General features: G+C 50.8%; 17 protein-coding genes and 1 riboswitch. Of the genes, 6 read left to right on the plus strand and 11 right to left on the minus strand.

The window, feature by feature from the left end:
* Positions 1–100 precede the first annotated feature (100 nt).
* Together JHL22_RS04225 and JHL22_RS04230 are read left to right on the plus strand one after the other, a co-directional pair.
* Complete coding sequence (locus tag JHL22_RS04225; RefSeq protein ID WP_200234155.1) at positions 101–523, plus strand: DUF2946 family protein; 423 nt, start codon at positions 101–103, stop codon at positions 521–523.
* A gap of 142 nt (positions 524–665) precedes the next feature.
* On the plus strand, positions 666–2,699 hold the full coding sequence (locus JHL22_RS04230; RefSeq protein ID WP_329610633.1) for a TonB-dependent copper receptor: 2,034 nt from the start codon (positions 666–668) through the stop codon (positions 2,697–2,699).
* A 44-nt stretch (positions 2,700–2,743) separates the two neighbouring features.
* Here the strand turns inward: JHL22_RS04230 and JHL22_RS04235 are convergent, their stop codons facing one another.
* Together JHL22_RS04235 and JHL22_RS04240 are read right to left on the minus strand one after the other, a co-directional pair.
* The gene (locus JHL22_RS04235) at positions 2,744–3,349 is read right to left on the minus strand and encodes a response regulator (protein ID WP_200234157.1); all 606 of its coding nucleotides are present in this window, start codon (positions 3,347–3,349) and stop codon (positions 2,744–2,746) included.
* Positions 3,346–5,118 (minus strand): sensor histidine kinase, encoded by a 1,773-nt coding sequence (locus JHL22_RS04240; protein WP_200234159.1) that lies wholly within the window; start codon positions 5,116–5,118, stop codon positions 3,346–3,348. Before JHL22_RS04240 ends, JHL22_RS04235 begins: the two co-directional genes overlap by 4 nt.
* 167 nt (positions 5,119–5,285) lie before the next feature.
* On the opposite strand from JHL22_RS04240, the gene JHL22_RS04245 reads away from it, so the two are divergent.
* Both JHL22_RS04245 and JHL22_RS04250 read left to right on the plus strand, forming a co-directional pair.
* Positions 5,286–6,635 carry a c-type cytochrome gene (locus JHL22_RS04245; RefSeq protein WP_200234161.1) on the plus strand — a complete coding sequence of 450 codons (1,350 nt, stop codon included), beginning with the start codon at positions 5,286–5,288 and terminating at the stop codon, positions 6,633–6,635.
* Positions 6,628–7,533 carry a c-type cytochrome gene (locus tag JHL22_RS04250; protein WP_200234163.1) on the plus strand — a complete coding sequence of 302 codons (906 nt, stop codon included), beginning with the start codon at positions 6,628–6,630 and terminating at the stop codon, positions 7,531–7,533. Before JHL22_RS04245 ends, JHL22_RS04250 begins: the two co-directional genes overlap by 8 nt.
* A 131-nt stretch (positions 7,534–7,664) precedes the next feature.
* On the opposite strand, the gene JHL22_RS04255 is transcribed toward JHL22_RS04250, so the two are convergent.
* The 3 genes from JHL22_RS04255 to JHL22_RS04265 are packed head-to-tail and all read right to left on the minus strand — an operon-like array spanning position 7,665 to position 9,921.
* Entirely contained in the window at positions 7,665–8,624 is a 960-nt protein-coding gene (locus JHL22_RS04255; RefSeq protein ID WP_234041098.1) for a phosphatidate cytidylyltransferase, read from the minus strand.
* Positions 8,625–8,647: 23 nt separating this feature from the next.
* Positions 8,648–9,259 (minus strand): lysophospholipid acyltransferase family protein, encoded by a 612-nt coding sequence (locus JHL22_RS04260; protein ID WP_200234165.1) that lies wholly within the window; start codon positions 9,257–9,259, stop codon positions 8,648–8,650.
* A complete protein-coding gene (locus JHL22_RS04265) occupies positions 9,256–9,921 on the minus strand; it encodes a CDP-alcohol phosphatidyltransferase family protein (RefSeq protein ID WP_200234167.1) in 666 nt (221 codons plus the stop codon). Before JHL22_RS04265 ends, JHL22_RS04260 begins: the two co-directional genes overlap by 4 nt.
* 559 nt (positions 9,922–10,480) lie before the next feature.
* Between JHL22_RS04265 and JHL22_RS04270 the strand changes: the two genes are divergently transcribed.
* Entirely contained in the window at positions 10,481–10,642 is a 162-nt protein-coding gene (locus JHL22_RS04270; RefSeq protein WP_200234169.1) for a hypothetical protein, read from the plus strand.
* Positions 10,643–10,794: 152 nt separating this feature from the next.
* On the opposite strand, the gene tenA is transcribed toward JHL22_RS04270, so the two are convergent.
* The 6 genes from tenA to JHL22_RS04300 all read right to left on the minus strand — a co-directional run bounded on the left by tenA (position 10,795) and on the right by JHL22_RS04300 (position 16,400).
* Positions 10,795–11,457 (minus strand): thiaminase II, encoded by a 663-nt coding sequence (tenA, locus tag JHL22_RS04275; RefSeq protein ID WP_200234179.1) that lies wholly within the window; start codon positions 11,455–11,457, stop codon positions 10,795–10,797.
* A 33-nt stretch (positions 11,458–11,490) separates the two neighbouring features.
* Positions 11,491–12,447 carry an ABC transporter substrate-binding protein gene (locus JHL22_RS04280; RefSeq protein WP_200234187.1) on the minus strand — a complete coding sequence of 319 codons (957 nt, stop codon included), beginning with the start codon at positions 12,445–12,447 and terminating at the stop codon, positions 11,491–11,493.
* Positions 12,448–12,513: 66 nt separating this feature from the next.
* The gene (locus JHL22_RS04285) at positions 12,514–13,266 is read right to left on the minus strand and encodes an ABC transporter permease (protein WP_200234189.1); all 753 of its coding nucleotides are present in this window, start codon (positions 13,264–13,266) and stop codon (positions 12,514–12,516) included.
* Positions 13,263–14,012, minus strand: a complete 750-nt coding sequence (locus tag JHL22_RS04290; protein WP_200234191.1) for an ABC transporter ATP-binding protein — start codon at positions 14,010–14,012, stop codon at positions 13,263–13,265. Before JHL22_RS04290 ends, JHL22_RS04285 begins: the two co-directional genes overlap by 4 nt.
* 100 nt (positions 14,013–14,112) lie before the next feature.
* Positions 14,113–14,212: riboswitch (TPP riboswitch) on the minus strand.
* A gap of 14 nt (positions 14,213–14,226) precedes the next feature.
* A complete protein-coding gene (locus tag JHL22_RS04295) occupies positions 14,227–15,444 on the minus strand; it encodes an acetate/propionate family kinase (RefSeq protein WP_200234193.1) in 1,218 nt (405 codons plus the stop codon).
* 17 nt (positions 15,445–15,461) lie between these two features.
* A complete protein-coding gene (locus tag JHL22_RS04300) occupies positions 15,462–16,400 on the minus strand; it encodes a phosphate acetyltransferase (RefSeq protein WP_200234195.1) in 939 nt (312 codons plus the stop codon).
* 237 nt (positions 16,401–16,637) lie between these two features.
* On the opposite strand from JHL22_RS04300, the gene JHL22_RS04305 reads away from it, so the two are divergent.
* Positions 16,638–18,329 carry a SulP family inorganic anion transporter gene (locus JHL22_RS04305; protein ID WP_234041114.1) on the plus strand — a complete coding sequence of 564 codons (1,692 nt, stop codon included), beginning with the start codon at positions 16,638–16,640 and terminating at the stop codon, positions 18,327–18,329.
* The last annotated feature ends 4 nt before the right edge of the window (positions 18,330–18,333 follow it).

Genomic DNA, 18,333 nt, shown 5'->3' on the forward strand with positions numbered 1-18,333 from the left:
TGATGACAAATGGCAACATGTTGCTTGATGTAGATCATGCCAATCATTAAAACGTTTTTCATGAATTGACGCTGAATATGGGCATTATTAGAATTCAGTAATGCCCAACACCTTAAAACCATATAAGCAGACACAGCACCTGAAAGCACGTATTGCCGCCTGTTTTCTCTTGCTTGCCCTGGTATTGCGCAGTCTTATCCCCATTGGTTATATGCCAGCATCCCAGGCCTCGGCATCGGGGTTCATGACCTTAACCATCTGTAACCCTGAACACGGTTTTTACACAATTCAGGTTCCCATTAGCGATACCGGCACCGTCGGCAACGAAACCCCGCTTGCTAACGAATGTCCTTATGGTATTCTGGCACAGCAGTTTTTTATTGATCCGCCCCCGATACCAACACCGCTTATTAGCAAGCCAGCCACGGCCAGGCCATTTTCATTTAAAAACACCCACTATCCGGTTTTCAATATCCGCGGTTCCCCTTTGGGCCCGCGCGCGCCACCTTCTGTACTTTCCTGACTCCCTCTCCGTTATTTCGCCTTGTCTTGCCCGATATAAGTCCTGATTTTGCTTGCCCGTTTTTTGTGCAGGCGCCTTGTGCTGCATCCTTTACCGGGTAACGAGAAGCAAAGCTGATGCAATTTTCAACAAGTACAGAAACATGAAACCCTTTAACCATCCCCCTATTTTCAGGCATTCCCTGCTTTCATCCACTTTATTACTGGCCATGACGGCATCTGCCATGGCCCAGGATACCAACAAGGTTACCCGGCTTGAAACCATTCTGGTTACACAGGTCGCCCCAGACTTCCCGCTTACCTATACCACCAACCCCAAACTTCCCCGCCAGCCCATTCCCGCCAGTGACGCCACCGACTACCTCAAAACCATTCCCGGTTTTTCAGCCCTGCGCAATGGCGGCTCCAATAGCGATCCTGTTTTACGCGGCATGTTCGGATCACGCATCAATATGCTGGCCAATGGTTCCAATATGCCGGGTGCCTGCGGTGGACGCATGGATAATCCGGGCTCATACATTGCGCCCGAGAACTTTGATGAACTGACCGTTGTAAAAGGACCGCAAACCGTTATCTGGGGGCCGGGTGCCTCGGCGGGAACCGTACGCTTTGACCGCAATCCGCCCGTTTTTGAAGAAGGTAAAAATATTAATTTCGAGGGTTCTTTAGTGGGCGGCTCATGGGGCAGGAATGACCAGACCGCCGATATTGAAACAGGCAATGACAAATTTTATGCCCGTGTCACCGCCAACCACTCACACGCCCAGGACTACAAAGATGGCGATGGCAACAAGGTTCACTCCCACTGGGACAAATGGAATGCCGATCTTTCCCTGGGCATTACGCCCGATGCCAACACCCTTCTTGAATTAACCGCCGGTACCGGTGATGCCAAGACCGCCTACGCGACCCGCGGCATGGATGGCACAAAATTCAAGCGTAAAAGCTATGGGCTAAGATTCAAAAAACAAAACATTGGGACTGTGTTTGATGAGTTTGAAGCCCATCTTTATTACAACCAGGCTGATCATGTCATGGACAATTTCCGCATGCGGGACTACACCATGAAAATGGAATCCAACCCAAGGCGCACAACCTGGGGAGGCAGGGTGGCTGGCACCTTCCGCTTCAATGACAATTTAAGCCTGGTCACCGGCCTTGATTTCCAGAAAAGCAAACATGAGCTGCGCAAATTTGCACGCAACGGAATGGAATGGATTTCCGCCACCGAAATGCCCTGGCAAGACAATGCCAAGTTCAGCAATACTGGCCTATTTGGCGAACTTGTCTGGCAAACCTCGGCATCAGGCAAACTGATTGGCGGCCTGCGGCTTGACCGGGCTACCGCCAAAGATTACCGGGCAGGTTCGCCCAGCAAAGGCCATAAACGAGACGACACGCTTACCAGCGGCTTTATCCGCTACGAGCATGAGCTTAACGATATGTCCACCACGGTCTATGCGGGTCTGGGTCATGTCGAACGTTTCCCCGACTTCTGGGAACTGGTTTCTCCCGGTGCCGGGCCCGAGGGTTCAGTCAACGCCTTCAGGGGGATCAAGCCTGAAAAAACAACCCAGCTTGATTTTGGTGCCCAATACAAAGGCGAACACCTGGAAGCCTGGCTTTCCGGCTATGTTGGTTATATGAAGGATTTCATCCTGTTTGACTATGCTTCATTAGGTGGCGGCGTTAAACAAGTACGTAATGTTAATGCCCGCATTATGGGAGCAGAAATGGGTGCCTCGTATGAGGTATCCGACCAACTCAAGCTAAACGGCACTTTAGCCTATGCCTGGGGCAAAAACAGTGATGACGGCCGCCCCATGGCGCAAATTCCGCCGCTTGAAACACGCCTTAGTGTCCAATATGATGACGGAATCTGGTCGGCCGGTGCCTTATGGCGCCTGGTGGCACCGCAAAAACGATATGCCACCAACCACGGTAATGTTGCCAGCAAAGATTTTGGGCCCAGTGCCGGCTTTGGCACACTGGCCCTGAATGCCGGCTATGCGTTCAATGACCGGGTCAAACTTACCGTAGGCATCGACAACCTGTTTGACAAAACCTACAGCGAACACCTGAATCTGGCGGGTGTCGGTGCTTTTGGCTATGCCGCCAACACCCGTATCAACGAACCCGGCCGCACTGCCTGGGCAAGGTTAAACATCAAATATTAAGGTATGCCTGCCAAAGCAAAAAGAGGCCCCCTGCCTCTTTTTGTTTATAGTTTCATGCAGGCCTGGTTAACCGCCCGCACGAATTCAGGCAGATTGTCCACCTGCATTTTCTGCATGGCACTGGCTCGCTGGACTTCAACCGTACGTACGGCAATATACAGCTCATCGGCAATCATCTTGTTGGTTTTACCCTGCAAAACCAGTTCAGCAACCTGTTTTTCCCTTGGCGACAAAGACGCATAAAGACTTCTTAAACGACAGCAAAGCAAGTTCCGTTCTGCCTGCGCCTGCGCATTTTCAAGGGCGACGGCCATTTGGGCAAGGGAAACCGGTTTCTGCAAAAAATCCACCACTCCTTTTTTCAGCATTTCAACCGCCATGGGTACATCGGCATGTCCAGTAAGAATAATAACGGCCAACGTACTTTTTGCTTCAATTAAAAGCTGGTAAAGCTCCTGTCCGCTTAAATGAGGCATGCGAATATCAAGAATAACAACCCCTCCCTGATCAATCTGGGCCCTCTCCAGGAATGTGCAGCCATCGGGCCAGGTAAAGGCATCATAACCAAGGCTTTGCAACAAATACAGCAACGCCTCTCTTACCGAGACATCATCATCAACAATATGAATAGGCAAGGTATCCGGTTTCATGATGACGCTTTAACTCCTTTTGGGTTGCTGTGTTTTTTAAGCGGCAATTTTAACGTGACCACGGCACCCGCAATGCCATCACTGCGATTATCCAATAACAAACCCCCTCCTATCACGCGCATCAAGCGCTCACAAATCACCAGCCCCAACCCAAGCCCCTGATCCTTGTTTGTCCGAAATGGCACAAACGGAAAATCAAGCTGCTCCTGGCTGAAGCCGCCTGCATTATCAGTGATCGTGATGCCCAGAAACGGCTCATCAAAAGACCGGATTGACATATCCACCTGGGTAGCCTGCTGTTGCCAACAATTAAGCAGGCTGTTTACCAGCACCTGCTCTATCACACTGGGCACAGTAAGCAGGACCAGGTCAGCCGGGATATTGATATGTATATCCATAAGGTGCCGGTCATTTTGCAAACGGACAAATTGAACACTTTTGGCAACCGCCTGGGCAATGTTGACAGGCACACTCTGGTCATTGCGTTCAGACTTGGCCCATTTACGCAAATTCTCAATAATTTGCGTAATGCGCTCTACCTGCTCAATCACTTTGTCCAGCACCGGAATCAATTCCGTATGTGTTTGCTGCTTTTGCAGGCGATACCGGGTACCTTCGGCATAATGCCGAATAACCGATACCGGCTGATTGACCTCATGAGCAATACCCGACGCCATTTCACCAAGAATATTCAGCCTGTCCGCATGCATCATCATGCGTTCATAGGTTCGCATTTGTTCATAGGCCTGGGTTATCTGTTTTTGCCTGCGCCAGGCCAACCAGCTTACCCAGGCATAATTCAGAAAAGACAAGGCAACTAACAGCAAGGTAATACCCACCCAGGTTTTATACTCGCTCACCCAGTTCTTAATGCCTGCCCAAACCGACTGCTGAAAAGGATGTCGGTGAATGCGATGCAATATCTCCTCTACCCGGGTCGAGGCTACTACCGGAGACCACCCTGGCAACAAGGCATCTGCCTGATTTTGCAATAACAAAGAACCCAGGCGAGTAGCCAGGCTATCGGGCACATCAGGCAAGGCGGCCAGTGACCAGTTCGGGAACAGTTCGGTACTACCAGCACAAACGCTATGATTATTAACCGGGTGCAACAGTTGAAATTGCGAACTGTCCACAACTCCCTGGGACTGCATTTCTTCCATCAGACACAAAGGAGCAATCGCGGCATCCACCTGTTTGCGATCAAGCAGCAATAGGGTCTGGTCAATGGGATAACCGGTAAACACCAGTGAATAATCCCGGTTTTCACGCAGTTGTGCATCGTACAACAATTTATAGCCCAGCAAAAAACCGCCAAATGCATTTTTCTGCACGGCGGCAATCGTCTTGCCACGCAGCTGTGCAATGTCTTGCAAGCCGCTGTCTTTGCGTACCCATACTGCACTTCCCACCAGTTCGGCTGCCTTTGGTTGTGCCATATCCATCCGGCTCAGGGTAGCCAGCCAGCGCATTTCCACGCCTGTTTTCATGGATAAAAACTGTGCCTGTGGCGCGAGCACAAAATTAACCCGCTTATCGGCAATCATTTGTTCTGCATCGGCCAGCTGCATGGGCACCAGGATAAAGGTTTCATTTTCCCATTGGGTTGACAGCCAGTTAAGCCATGGCTGCCATTCCTGCTGGGCCGCCTGCACCCCACGTGGCGCCAGAATGCCCACATACCAGGTTTTGGCGCTTAACATGCCCGAATAAGCCGCCAGCCATAGCAGCAGCAAAACCCGGCAAAAACGCCAGCAGGAAAATTTCATTGTTTATTTGTCCTAAATCAAAACTACCCAACTTATGTGGAGTTCCACAATATCCCCTGCTTCCATTACGTCTGAGAATGAACTCATCAACATCCAGTTTGTACTGGCGCTTGGCCATTGGCCGGCCAGCCTTACTGTAGAACCATGTATTTTTATAGGAATGTAACATGAGAACACTGCATAAAAGCCTGATTGCCGCTGCAGTCCTGTTTGCCGTGGCTTATGGCGGGGCAGCCATCCTTCCACAAACCAGAGTCCCGGACACGGCCGCAAAAGTAAATCTTAACAATGATGAACTCATCAAGCGCGGTGCTTATATTGCCCGGACGGCAGACTGCGTTGCCTGTCACACCAGCCCTGCTGGCGCAGAATATGCGGGTGGACTGGCCATGGAAACACCCGTAGGCGCCATTTACTCAACCAATATTACGCCCGACAAGGAAAACGGTATTGGCAATTACTCTTTGGCCCAGTTTATTGGTGCAGTCAAACACGGTGTGCGGGGTGATGGACAAGCCTTATACCCTGCCATGCCTTACCCGTCTTATGCGATTATGCCTGACGAGGATCTGGAAGCCCTTTATGCCTATTTCATGTCCGATGTCAAACCGGTCAAACAGCAAAATGCAGCTTCCACCATCCCTCCGGTTTTAAACTGGCGCTGGCCCATGGCCTGGTGGCAATTGGTGTTTGCACCCAAACGGGATTTTGTACCCGCCCCCAATGCCGATGAGCTTATCAATCGTGGCGCCTATCTGGTAGAAGGCCCAGGCCACTGCAGTGCCTGCCATACCCCACGCGGTATCGCCTATCAGGAGCTGGCCGTAAAGCTAAGTGATGGCGATGAGTTTCTTTCCGGTGCCGTTATTGATGGCTGGCGAGCCAAGAGCCTGCGGGGAGAGGCCCGCGGTCTGGCCTCCTGGAGCCAGGAAGAACTGGAACAGTTCCTGTCTACCGGCCGTACTGACAAGGTTGCCGCTTTTGGTGCCATGGCAGATGTTGTACAACATAGCACCCAATATTTCACCCCTGAAGATATTACCGGCATGGCCAAATACCTGAAGCAGCTGCCACCGGTTAAAGGCAGGGAAACAGCCTTGGCAGACAAAAAAGATACCACAACCGGGGATCTGCTTAATGGCACCTATACCAGCCGGGGCGCCATTTTATATACCGAGCACTGCACGACCTGTCACCGGGCGGATGGCAAAGGCGTTGAGCGGATTTTTCCAGCACTGGATGCGAACAGTGCCATCTTCGCCAATAATGCCCACTCTGTTATCCAGATTACCCTTGAGGGCGGCAAAATGCCCGACACGCCCGCAGACAGGATGGCCTTCACCATGCCTGCGTTTAATCACCTGAGCGATCAGGATCTGGCCGAGGTCATCAACTTTATCCGCAACAGTTGGACCAACCAGGCACCGCCTGTCGATGCTGGCGATATTGCAAAAATCCGTCATTTCGTCGCGGGCAAAGCCCCCCATATCACCGCTACAGGAGATCAACATGAATAAAACAGTCAAATGGTCTGTCATGGCAGCAGCCGTTATTGCCATCGGTGCGGGGGTTTATCTTGCCCAGTCACCTTCCCTGACGGAAGCCAGCCCCATCGGCTTTGACATTCTGGACAAAGACAAAAATGTCGTTGGGCGCTACCTGATTCCTGATGATACGGCCATTGCCCAGGAGCCGAATACGCAAGAAATTCTCTATGGCAAACGCCTGATGAATGAAACCAAACGCCTGTTGCCCGAACATGTGGGTGCATCAATGAACTGCAGCAGCTGTCACGTGGCACAAGGCAAGATCGACATGGGCGCGCCTTATTTCACCACCACCAACAGCTATCCAAGAGTGATGCCACGGGCCGGAGTAGAAGTAGACCTGACTGGCCGCATTAACGGCTGTTTCCAGCGCTCCATGAATGGCAAGCCACTGGATCCGGATTCGCGTGAAATGAAAGCCATGATTGCGTACATTGACTGGGTAGGCCAAAAAGTGCCCAAAGACCAGAAGGTGCAAATACAGAATGCCGGCAAAATCAATGAAGATCTTGTACCCGACCCGGTGAATGGCAAAGTACTTTATGCCGCCCAATGCGCAAGCTGTCATGGCGACAATGGCGAGGGCCTGAAAGACAGTCGGGGTAACATTGTTTTCCCACCATTATGGGGTGATGAATCCTTCAACATCGGTGCCGGTATGGCACGCACCTACAAGGCCGCCGCCTTTATTAAATACAACATGCCCATGGGGGTACAAAAGCATGGCGCATGGGGACAAGGCGATGTATTAAGCGACCAGGAAGCCGTTGATATTGCCGAATATTTTTCCCATATGCCCCGACCCGACTTTCCAGGCAAAGTTAATGACTGGGCGAACGGAAAAAAACCTAAGGACGCACGCTATTAATGTTCATTAAATAGCCCCCCACCCCAACATCCTCTTTAGCCGGACAATATGTCCGGTTTTTTTACGCCCTGACGTGTATTTCAGGACCGGTTCCGGGCTGTACCCGCACATACCCATATGGCCGGCTCTTTTCAGGGCACAAAAGCGAAACGGATCAGGTGAAAGAAAACCGGTGCGGCAAACACCACGGAATCCAGTCTGTCGAGTACGCCCCCATGCCCTGAAATCATATAACCCCAGTCTTTGGTGCCTATGCTTCTTTTAATGGCAGACAGGGAAAGCCCCCCCAAAAAACCACAGGCAACAATAATGAATGAAAGAAACGCCGCCTGCAAGGGGGTGAACGGCGTAATCCACCACAACGCGGTGCCAGCCGCAATGGCCAAAAGCCCTCCACCAATCAGACCTTCGATTGTTTTTGAGGGGCTTACATTGGGCGCAATTTTGGTTTTACCCAACAACTTGCCAAAAATATACTGAAAAATATCGCTTAATTGAACCACCAGCAACAAATACATTAACAACAGCAGGTTCTGCCCTTCATAACCGGGAATGGGCAATAGCATTAAGGCCGGTGCATAGCTTAAGCAATAAACCGTCAGCATTAACCCCCACTGGATTTTGGCAACCCGGGAAATAAAGGCATCGGTGTCACCAGACAAGGCAGTCACGGCCGGCAACAGTAAAAACCCGTAAACCGGCAGGCACATCACAAAAAGCCCGTACCAGTCTGCGCCAATCAGCCAGTATTGCAGGGGAATGGCAATATAAAAACAAATACACAAGGCCCAGTGATCGCCTTTGCGAGTGGGCGTCAGGGTAATGAACTCACGTAGGGCAAAAAATGACAGCAAGGCATAAAGCAACAGGGTGGCCACTTTTCCAATAATAAAGCAGGCCACCAGAACGGCCACCATGATCCACCATGCCCTGATCCGGTCATTCAGGTTGCGGATGACTTCATTATTGTTTTTCCGGGCAAGATATTGCCCGATACTACTGGCTAATACCAGCAATGAAATAAGGCCGGCCAAAATCCACCAGAATTTAATGGGGGCCTGGGTAATAACCGTTGAGATGAAACTATCCAATTTACTTGCTCCAGATACCGAATTTAGTCTGTTGTTATTTCATGAGGCGCCAGTGCAATGACCGCCTCTCTGGCTCTTTGCAGGAAAGCGGTTTTTTCTTCGTGCTCGATGGCTTCAAGTGGTGCGCCATACGTAACCGTACATGCCAGAGGCACCGGAATCAGGCTGCCTTTTGGAAGGCAGCGCCGGGTATTATCCAGATAAACAGGAATCAACTCGACCTCCCTGAACTGTTGGGCCAAATGGTAAAGCCCCGACTTGAATGGGGCCGGTAAAGGCAAAAAATGGCGAGTACCTTCCGGAAAGATGATGAGGGAATCCCCCTTTTCAAGCGCCTCGCATAAGGGCAATAAGGGGTTGCCTGACTGTTTTTCACGGGAAATAAACACCACATTTAAACCCTGTGTGGCAATATGCCGCCGAACACCAGCTTTGTCCCAATAGTCGCGGGCGGCTACCGGACGCGTTGTTTTACGTAATTCAGGCGGTAATGAAGACCAGATGGCCAGGGTATCCAGATGACTGGTGTGGTTGGCAAAATAAATCCGCTGCCGGTTTTGCGGCTGGCTTGCTTGCCAGCGTGGCAAAGCGCCAATCAGAAAGCGGGTGGTGAATGAAAGCAGAGAAGAAATCATGCCTGGCTCCTGCGATTTTCCAGTTTGGTGGCAATATCTTTGGTACGGGTATAGCAGGTGATTAAGGAACCGGCGGCAATAACGACACTGGCCAGTATCAGGCAGTATTGTGTAGACCAAAGGTGATATTCAATCGCCCCCAACAGGCAGGCGGCGGTTAAAACGGCCATTCTGTGCTGTTTGGCCATGGGACCGCGAAAGCTTTGCGGTAACCCCAAGCTGCCACCAAAAACACGGATATAGGCTGTTAGGGCGGCCAGCAAGGCCCCCAGCCAACCCAGCCATGCCATATTGATGGCATAACCCAATGCCACAATCAACAGGGTATCGGCAATACGGTCGGGAAACTCATTGAATATTTCTCCGGTAGCCGTTTTTTTGCCCCCTTCAAGCGCCACCATTCCATCTAGCAAGTTGCATATTAACCGCAACTGTATGCCAACAGCACATACAACCAGACCGTATATGCCCGGTAAAAAAAGCAGTGCCAGGGCACCGATGGCGGCAAACAAAATGCTAATGCAGGAAATCTGATTGGGCGTGGGAAACGATTGCCTTGCCAGGAACGACACAAAGCCAATGACCAGACGGTTTTTCCGACTGGCAATGGGCCGGCGGTTTTCAACCGCGGCTTCGGTTTGTGGTGAAGTCTTCTTGTCCATGGAGTAACCTTTTTTCATCCTTTTTGAAAATTATCAGCCCAACGAATAGTTAAAGCAACCTGAAGAAATCTTCATATTATTGACGCTTTCATTTTTGTATACGCTCCAATATAGAGAAAATAATCCACGGGGAGTAACCCGATGACAAACATTGCTTCACTGAATTGTACTTGGCTATTACCCATCCCTATTGGAAACAACCGGTCTACATACATTCACGGCTTGTATTTTGCAAAAAACCATAAAACCATTAAAAATCAAACTGTTAGGCTATTATTCAAAACAACTTGCTTAATACTCAAAAACAAGATATACTTGGGAAAATCGCATTAAAAATTAAGGCAATAAAACCAAGCACTTATAGCGATTTGCTATATAAACATATAGCAACCAGGCAATCCCTCCATTCGGGGCTGCAAAAAAACCAACTATCATAAAACTGCAATACAAATCGGTTAATCTATCAATGCTAACCCGTTTTTTGCAAAAAAGAGAGCAAATCCGAGACGTTTGCTCGTACCAAAACATGATCAACAATTATTTTTATAAAGAGAAAAATATGAAACTATTAACCAGACTTCGTGAGGAATTTTCTACTCACACCACAACCGAAAACAAAAACAATGCTGAAAAAGACATTCAGCACAGTTATCAACGCGTTAATAACGGCATGCCATTCCTGCCATCCAATCGTCGCGTCAAATCTGAAAGCCTGAATTAACACAACCCTAACCAACAGGTGCGCTCCCCAAAGCCGCCTGTGACCGTCAAATAAAAGAGGCATGCATTGGCATGCCTCTTTGCTTTTGTGGAGCCGGTTTAGCTGGAGCCTGTACGTTCCCAAGCGGGAGCGTGGAAACAAGCTTAAGCACTCTACATCAAACGCTGTAGGCCCATGTCCCAAAAAGCGATTTCCATCCGGGTTGCCGTACCAAAGGTTTTTTTCACCCGGTTCAGCCAGGTATCGGGCAGGTCGGCACATAACCGTTCCAGCAATTCCTTTTCCACGTTAATGGCATCCTGAAATGCCTGCCCTGCATACATCTCTATCCAGTTACGGTAAGGATTGCCTTCCAGTTGGGTAAACGGCTGCTGCATCAGCCAGGTACCAATTTCGGCATAGCCCATCATGCAAGGGGCCAATGCAGCGTGCAACTCGGCCAGGTCGCCGCTTAAACCACGATCCAGCACAAAACGTGTATACGCCACGCAGGCCGACGCTTCATTTTCCTGCTGCAACTGTTCTTCGCTAATGCCCCACTGCCGGCAATAATCAATGTGCAATCCGATTTCCAGGTCAAGCAGGGCATTAATGCCAGCCTGCCCGTAACGCATGTCGGCGAAGTTGTCGCTTTTGTATACGGCCAGCGCCCAGGCACGGGTAAACTGGATCAGAAACAGGTAGTCCTGTTTAAGGTAATGCCTGAAACTTTCAGCCGGCAAGGTTCCCGCCCCCAACTGACGCACAAACTCATGCTGGGTATAGGCTTGCCAGTCTTGGGCACAAGATTGCTTTAACTGCTCAAAAAATGACATTTCCAAAAAACTCCTGTTATCTAACAAAAAAACTCAAGGTTCAATCGCGTAATCGGCCAGTGCCGGCATCTGGTTTTTAATCAGGCCCTGCTCTTGCATGAAGCGGGCAAAGGTTTCATAACGTCGTTGGCCAAGTGCGCCCGGCTGCAAGGAAAAACGGGGCAGAGTATCTTTCCAGGCCCGGCGGTTAAGTTCGTTATCCAGCTCTTTGGGCTTATAGTCTTTAAAAACCGTCCAGGCTTCATCGGGATGGTTCACAATATACTGCACCGCTTTTTCCAGCGCCACATTAAAACGGCGGTATTTATCATGGTCACGGTCTTTGTTGTTAACCACCATAATCAACTCATCATAGGCGGGCACGCCCTCTTCTTCAACATAAAACGCATGACCAGGATGGTTTTCAATATCAAGCTGGTTCAGCTCGAAATTCCGGAAAGCGCCCACCACAGCATCTACCTTGCCGGTAATCAAAGAAGGAGACAGCGACCAGTTCACATTCACCAGTTCCACATCATCAAAAGTCAGACCTTTTTCCTTAAGCATGACTTTTAGCAGGATGTCCTCAAAACCTCCTACTGAAAACCCCACTTTTTTGCCTTTCAGGTCGGCAATCGACTGGATATTGCTGCTTTTAAGGGTAACCAGGGTATTCAGGGGCGTGGCAATTAACGTGGCTACCCGTGTCAGGGGCAGGCCCTCGTCAATTTGCATATGCAACTGGGGCTGGTAGGTAACCGCCATATCCGCCTTGCCCGCCGCTACCAGCTTGGGCGGCATGGACGGGTCTGCCGGTTCCTGTATTTCCACTTTCAAGTCCTGTTCGGCAAAATAGCCCTTCTTTTCGGCAATCACGATGGGCGCATGATCGGGGTTTACAAACCAGTCCAGCAAAAGCGTGAGCTTATCTTCGGCCAATGCCTGCGCACTGACCAACAAACTTAAGACGCACGCGGCCAACCATTTTTTTCCTGCAACTGAATTTTTCATATTTTTCCTGATATCCCTGATCTTGCTCATTACTCTTGTTAAGAATTGATTTAAAACTAAAATAAATTATGCTGCCCAGTAAATTAATTTCCGTAACAGGTAATCAACACTGAAATACAGTAACAATGACAAACAGGCCAGCACAATAAGCGAGGCAAACACCGTATCCACCTGCATGCGGGCATTGGCATGCAGCATTAAGTAACCCAGGCCGCTGCTGGAGCCTACCCATTCACCAATAACCGCACCAATGGGTGCTACCGTAGCCGCCACCCTCAGGCCCGATGCCAGTGACGGCAAGGCCGCTGGCAAACGGATTTGCCACAACACCTGCGCGTGGCTGGCTCCCATGGTTTGCGCCAGTTGCAGCCAGTCATGGGACGTGCGCTGCAAGCCGTCGTAACAAGCCGAGGTAACCGGAAAAAAAATCACCAGGGCAGCCATCACCACCTTGGAGGCCATGCCATAACCCAACCAGATCATTAAAATGGGTGCCAGGGCAAACACGGGGATAGCCTGGCTAACAATAAGCACCGGCAACAACCATGTCCTGAATGAACGGGACCATTGCAACAGCATGGCACTGGCAAAGCCCAGCAGGCAACCCAGCACCATGCCCATCATAATTTCCGCCATGGTCACCAACGCATGTTCGCCAATCAGGGAGCGCTGATCCCACAGGGCGTTCAAGACCCGAAACGGGCCTGGCAAAATAAAATGCGGTGCATTAGTCAGCCATACAATAACCTGCCACAAAGCCAGCAAGCCAGCGGTAATCAGCAACAGGCGCAACCCGGCTGAGGTTTTATGAATATTCATGGTGCCGGTGCCTCCTGGTCTTTTTGCAGATAGGCCAGTAATTGCCCCTGCCAGGATAAAATTTGCGCATCATCCAGAGCGCGCGGTGCCGGCGTATCAATGGCAAACATCATTTTCAACACTACCGGCCGTTCTGTCATGACCCAAACCTGCTCGCTTAAGCGCAGCGCCTCAAGCGGATCATGGGTAATCAACAGCACGGTTTTACCTTGCAGCAAGGTAGACGCCAGATCTTGTAATTGAAGCCGGGTGATGGCATCCAGTGCCGAAAAAGGCTCATCCATTAACACCACGGGTTTGTCTTCCATTAAGGTTCGGGCCAGTGCCACGCGCTGGCGCTGACCACCCGATAAATGCTCGGGCATACTTTGTGCCATGCCACCCAATCCAACCCGTTCAAGCATGGCATTGGCACGTTCCTGATGTTGTGCCGACACCTGTTTACGCAAACGGACACCCAGCAACACATTTTGTTGTACCGTAAGCCAGGGCAGCAAGGCATCGCGCTGCCCCATCCAGGCCACCCTGCCATGTAACGGCTGCCCGTCACTGGCATTAATATTACCCGTAAGTGCTGTATCGTTTAACAGGCCGGCAATACTGTGCAGCAAGCTGCTTTTGCCCACGCCTGAGCGACCCAATATGCTATGCCAGCACCCACCCTTGAAATGCGCCTTCAATTGGCTGAACAGGGGTTTGCTTGCGTAGCTCAGGCCAATATCGCGCAGGCTGATTCCGGGTGACATGAATGGAAACGGCTCCTTTTGTACGGCAATTAATAATTGTTCTGATCTGCGTAATTGGACAAAAGAAGAAAATAAAGACCACACCGGCCCGAACCGGCCTTGTGGCCGGCATCTTATTTCCTCCGCCAGTACGAACTGGATCAGGTTCACGGGTGTTTTCTCAGCCTTGCCACAATCGCAAGGCACCCCGACAAGATGCTGGCAGTCTAGCGCATTATGAAGGAACTGTCCAATCCTGCAATGCCTTGTGCGAATCGTGAATCAAGGCCAGGGTTTGCTGCGCAATAACCCGCTCTTCATTGGTGGGAATAACATAAACCCCGATTTTGCTTTCAGGCGTACTGATGCAGCCCTGATTGTTTTCATTTAACACTGGGTCTATGCTAACGCCCAGCCAGGCCAGGTGCCTGCACACGTCATGGCGTACCTGTGGGCTGTTTTCCCCGACACCGGCCGTAAACACCAGTGCATCCAGCCCCTGGGTGGCGGCAAGCAGCCCGGTAATGCCTTTGGCAATATGATAAGAAAAATACGCCATGGCCAGTTCCGCACGCGGAGCAGAGTTGTCTTGCAAATCCCGTACATCTGAACTGATGCCTGAAAGCCCCTTCAGACCTGACTCTTTATACAGCAAGTGCTGGATTTCATCATGCGTCATACCCTGTTCCAGCATCCACAATACCACCCCGGCATCCATCTGCCCGCAACGGGTACTCATGGGTAAACCATCCAATGCGGTAAAGCCCATGGTGGACTCTTGGCTGCGACCATTAAGCATGGCACAAGCCGATGCGCCTGAACCCAGATGGGCCACCACCACCCTGCCTGCAATCACCTCCGGGTAGTCTTGCTGCATCTTTCCGGCAATATATTCGTACGACAAACCATGAAAACCATAGCGGCGAATGCCTTCCTGATAGTAAAACTGCGGCAAGGCAAAGCGGTCTGCCACTTCGGGCTTGGAACGGTGAAACGCGGTATCAAAACAGGCCACCTGCTTGATATGCGGCCAGTTCCCGGCAATAACATGCACCGGTTCCAGGTTGTTGCGCTGATGCAAGGGGGCCAGCGATACCAGGGCATCCAGCTTTTTTAATACCGTAGCATCAACCAGGACACTATGATCGTAATCTGGCCCGCCATGCACAATACGGTGCCCCACGGCCAATGGCTCTTTGGTAATGACCGTACCCAGCCAATCCCCCACCACCCGCTGGGAAAGCTGCAGGTTTTGTGCCTGTTCCGGCCGCAAAGCCTGTTCCACCAATACGTTTTGATGCCTGCCTTTGACCTTGAAAGACGGCTGCTTGCCGCCAATGCCCGACACCTGCCCGCCAAAGGCAAAATCAAGCGTATTGACACCATCGGTTTCATAGACATGGAATTTCAAACTTGAACTTCCGGCATTCATGACTAAAATTGTATCTTGCATATATTCAATCCGCCTTTTTATTTGCCAATGGCCCTGTTTTTAATCAGGCTCTCGGCATACACTGTCGCAACCGCACAAGAAGCCAAACGGGTTCGTTCACTGTCTGCCCGGCTGGTAAGAATAATAGGCACCCGTGCACCCAACACAATACCAGCGGCATCGGCGCCCGACAAAAAGGTTAAGTTTTTCACCAGCATATTACCGGCTTCCAGATCAGGCACCACCAGAATCTGGGCATGCCCGGCCACCTCGGAACGAATACCCTTGATGGCGGCCGCTTCAGGGCTGATGGCATTATCCATGGCCAACGGACCATCCAGGATACCGCCCTTGATTTGCCCGCGATCGGCCATTTTGCACAGGGCGGCGGCATCAATCGTGCTTTGCATTTTTTCATTGATTTGTTCGACAGCCGATAAAATCGCCACCCGTGGGGTATCCAGACCCAGTGCCAGATGCAGGTCAATGGCATTGCGGATAATATCGGCCTTTTCACACAGGGTGGGAAAAATATTAATTGCGCCATCGGTAATGAAAAGCAGTTTGTCGTAACGGGGGACATCCATGACAAACACATGGCTGATACGGCGTTCGGTACGCAGGCCACCGTTATAACACAGCACCGAATGCAGTAGCTCATCACTATGCAGGCTGCCTTTCATCATCAGTGTTGCCCTGCCTGCCTGCACCTCGGCAACCGCGGCATCGGCCGAGGCATGGCTGTGTTCGGTATTAATAATTTGCAAACCGCCAATATCCAAATCATGTTCCCGGGCAACCTGACGGATCCGCTCTTCGGGGCCCACCAGAACGGGCGTAAACAGATTTAACTTGCCTGCCTGTACGGCACTGGACAATGAAACTTCATCACAGGGATGAACAACCACACAGACATGCTTTTCTTCAAGGCCGATGGCCGTATTGACCAATGCCTGAAAACGATCATTTTGACTCATACAAGATTTCCTTTACGCTTCCTGGCACACTAACCATGCCGGGCATCAACATCACACTTCAAAACACAATTTAGTTAATTATGAAACATTTTCATTACAATACCAATGATTAAGGCATATACCTACTGATTTTTCACATTGAACATGGCAAAACACAATCAAGCCCCCATTCCGTCACCCCCATCCTCAGGCGTCCTGCCTTCCCGCAAGGATGACGCTACTGGCCTGCTATCGTGGATGCCCGGACTGTACACACTGCTTAACTATCGCAGGCAATGGCTCAGGCATGACCTGGCGGCCGGTCTCGTACTGACCACGGTTCTGATCCCCATTGGCATTGGCTATTCAGTGGCTGCCGGATTGCCCGGCATTTATGGCCTATATGCCACGATTATTCCCCTGCTGGTTTACGCCATTTTCGGGCCCAGCCGCTTAATGGTCATCGGCCCGGACTCCGCCCTGGCAGGCATCATTTTTGCCATTATTGTACCTATGGCTGCAGGAAATCCCGAACGGCTGATTACACTGGCCAGTACCTTGGCCATTTTTTCAGGACTGATCATCATCCTGGTCAGCCTTCTGAAACTCGGGTTTATTACCGAACTGATTTCCAAGCCAATTCGTTATGGCTACATGAACGGGATCGCACTGACCGTCCTGGTTGGCCAGACACCCGCTTTAATAGGCATTTCAACAGACGCAAGCGATATTTTTGCCAAACTGCAAGCGATTTGGCTGTCGCTGCTCAAAACCGAGACCAACAAGCTCTCACTGCTCATCGGTCTTGCTTCACTGATTTTACTGCTGATTATCAAACGCTTCAGGCGTTTTCCAGGCCCCTTGGTGGTCCTGACCCTGGCAACCATCGTGGTGGCGTACTTCGAGCTTGACCGGCATGGCGTGACAATCCTGGGCAATTTGCCTGGAGGATTGCCCTCATTCACGATTCCCGTGATCAGCTATGATGACCTGATACCCCTGCTTTTGGGGGCTGGGGCAATTGCCCTGTTATCCAGCTCCCAGACCAGTATTTTGTCCCGCACCTATGCCGCCAAATACAATCGTTACATCAACCCCAACAAGGAGTTCTTCGGGCTTGGAATTGCCAATTTGTTCACCGGTTTTTTTCAAGGCTTCCCCATCAGCAGCAGCGCCTCGCGCACGCCTGTCTCTGAAGCCGCAGGCTCAAAAACCCAATTGGCCTGCATAACCGGTGCCATCATCGTAGGCTCACTTCTGCTCTGGGCACCTGATCTGCTGTATTTTCTGCCTGCTCCAACCCTGGCCGCTGTTGTGATCACGTCAATAATCAGTATTTTCGAGTTTAAAGATCTCAAGCGCATTTACCGCATTCAACCATGGGAGTTCTGGCTCTCTATGGTTTGCTTTGCCGGTGTTGCGGTATTCGGCGTTTTACCGGGTATCGGCATAGCTGTCGCCATCGCCATCCTGGAATACTTATGGAACGGCTGGCGGCCGCATTACGCCATTCTTGGCCGGGTTGACCATCTCAAGGGTTATCACGACATCAGCCGCCACCCGACGGCCCGCCTCATCCCGGGCCTGGTCCTGTTCCGCTGGGATGCACCACTGTTTTTTGCCAATGCCGAACTTTTCCATCACTGCGTCCTGGATACCATTGCCAAGTCCCTGCACCCGGTTCAACGCGTTGTTATTACCTCAGAACCGGTTACCAGTGTTGATGTCACCTCTGCCGACATGCTGATTGAACTGGACGAGCAGCTCAAGGCGGCCGGCATTGAACTGTGCTTTGCTGAAATGAAAGACCCGGTCAGGGACAAGTTGCGCAAATTCGGCCTGTCGGCACGTTTTGGCAATGAGCGTTTTTTCCCGACGATCGGCCAGGCCGTCAATGGCTATTTAAACGCCTACATTGTTGAATGGATAGACTGGGAAGATAAAGTCTGATAAC

It is taken from the genome of Advenella mandrilli, assembly GCF_016595155.1.
In the GTDB taxonomy this organism is placed as follows: Bacteria; Pseudomonadota; Gammaproteobacteria; order Burkholderiales; family Burkholderiaceae_B; genus Advenella; species Advenella mandrilli.

Coding starts and splice junctions, on each gene's coding strand:
- JHL22_RS04225 (WP_200234155.1), top strand. CDS start 101: ATGCCCAACACCTTAAAACCATATAAGCAGACACAGCACCTGAAAGCA.
- JHL22_RS04230 (WP_329610633.1), top strand. CDS start 666: ATGAAACCCTTTAACCATCCCCCTATTTTCAGGCATTCCCTGCTTTCA.
- JHL22_RS04235 (WP_200234157.1), bottom strand. CDS start 3,349: ATGAAACCGGATACCTTGCCTATTCATATTGTTGATGATGATGTCTCG.
- JHL22_RS04240 (WP_200234159.1), bottom strand. CDS start 5,118: ATGAAATTTTCCTGCTGGCGTTTTTGCCGGGTTTTGCTGCTGCTATGG.
- JHL22_RS04245 (WP_200234161.1), top strand. CDS start 5,286: ATGAGAACACTGCATAAAAGCCTGATTGCCGCTGCAGTCCTGTTTGCC.
- JHL22_RS04250 (WP_200234163.1), top strand. CDS start 6,628: ATGAATAAAACAGTCAAATGGTCTGTCATGGCAGCAGCCGTTATTGCC.
- JHL22_RS04260 (WP_200234165.1), bottom strand. CDS start 9,259: ATGATTTCTTCTCTGCTTTCATTCACCACCCGCTTTCTGATTGGCGCT.
- JHL22_RS04265 (WP_200234167.1), bottom strand. CDS start 9,921: ATGGACAAGAAGACTTCACCACAAACCGAAGCCGCGGTTGAAAACCGC.
- JHL22_RS04270 (WP_200234169.1), top strand. CDS start 10,481: ATGAAACTATTAACCAGACTTCGTGAGGAATTTTCTACTCACACCACA.
- tenA (WP_200234179.1), bottom strand. CDS start 11,457: ATGTCATTTTTTGAGCAGTTAAAGCAATCTTGTGCCCAAGACTGGCAA.
- JHL22_RS04280 (WP_200234187.1), bottom strand. CDS start 12,447: ATGAAAAATTCAGTTGCAGGAAAAAAATGGTTGGCCGCGTGCGTCTTA.
- JHL22_RS04285 (WP_200234189.1), bottom strand. CDS start 13,266: ATGAATATTCATAAAACCTCAGCCGGGTTGCGCCTGTTGCTGATTACC.
- JHL22_RS04290 (WP_200234191.1), bottom strand. CDS start 14,012: ATGTCACCCGGAATCAGCCTGCGCGATATTGGCCTGAGCTACGCAAGC.
- JHL22_RS04295 (WP_200234193.1), bottom strand. CDS start 15,444: ATGCAAGATACAATTTTAGTCATGAATGCCGGAAGTTCAAGTTTGAAA.
- JHL22_RS04300 (WP_200234195.1), bottom strand. CDS start 16,400: ATGAGTCAAAATGATCGTTTTCAGGCATTGGTCAATACGGCCATCGGC.
- JHL22_RS04305 (WP_234041114.1), top strand. CDS start 16,638: ATGCCCGGACTGTACACACTGCTTAACTATCGCAGGCAATGGCTCAGG.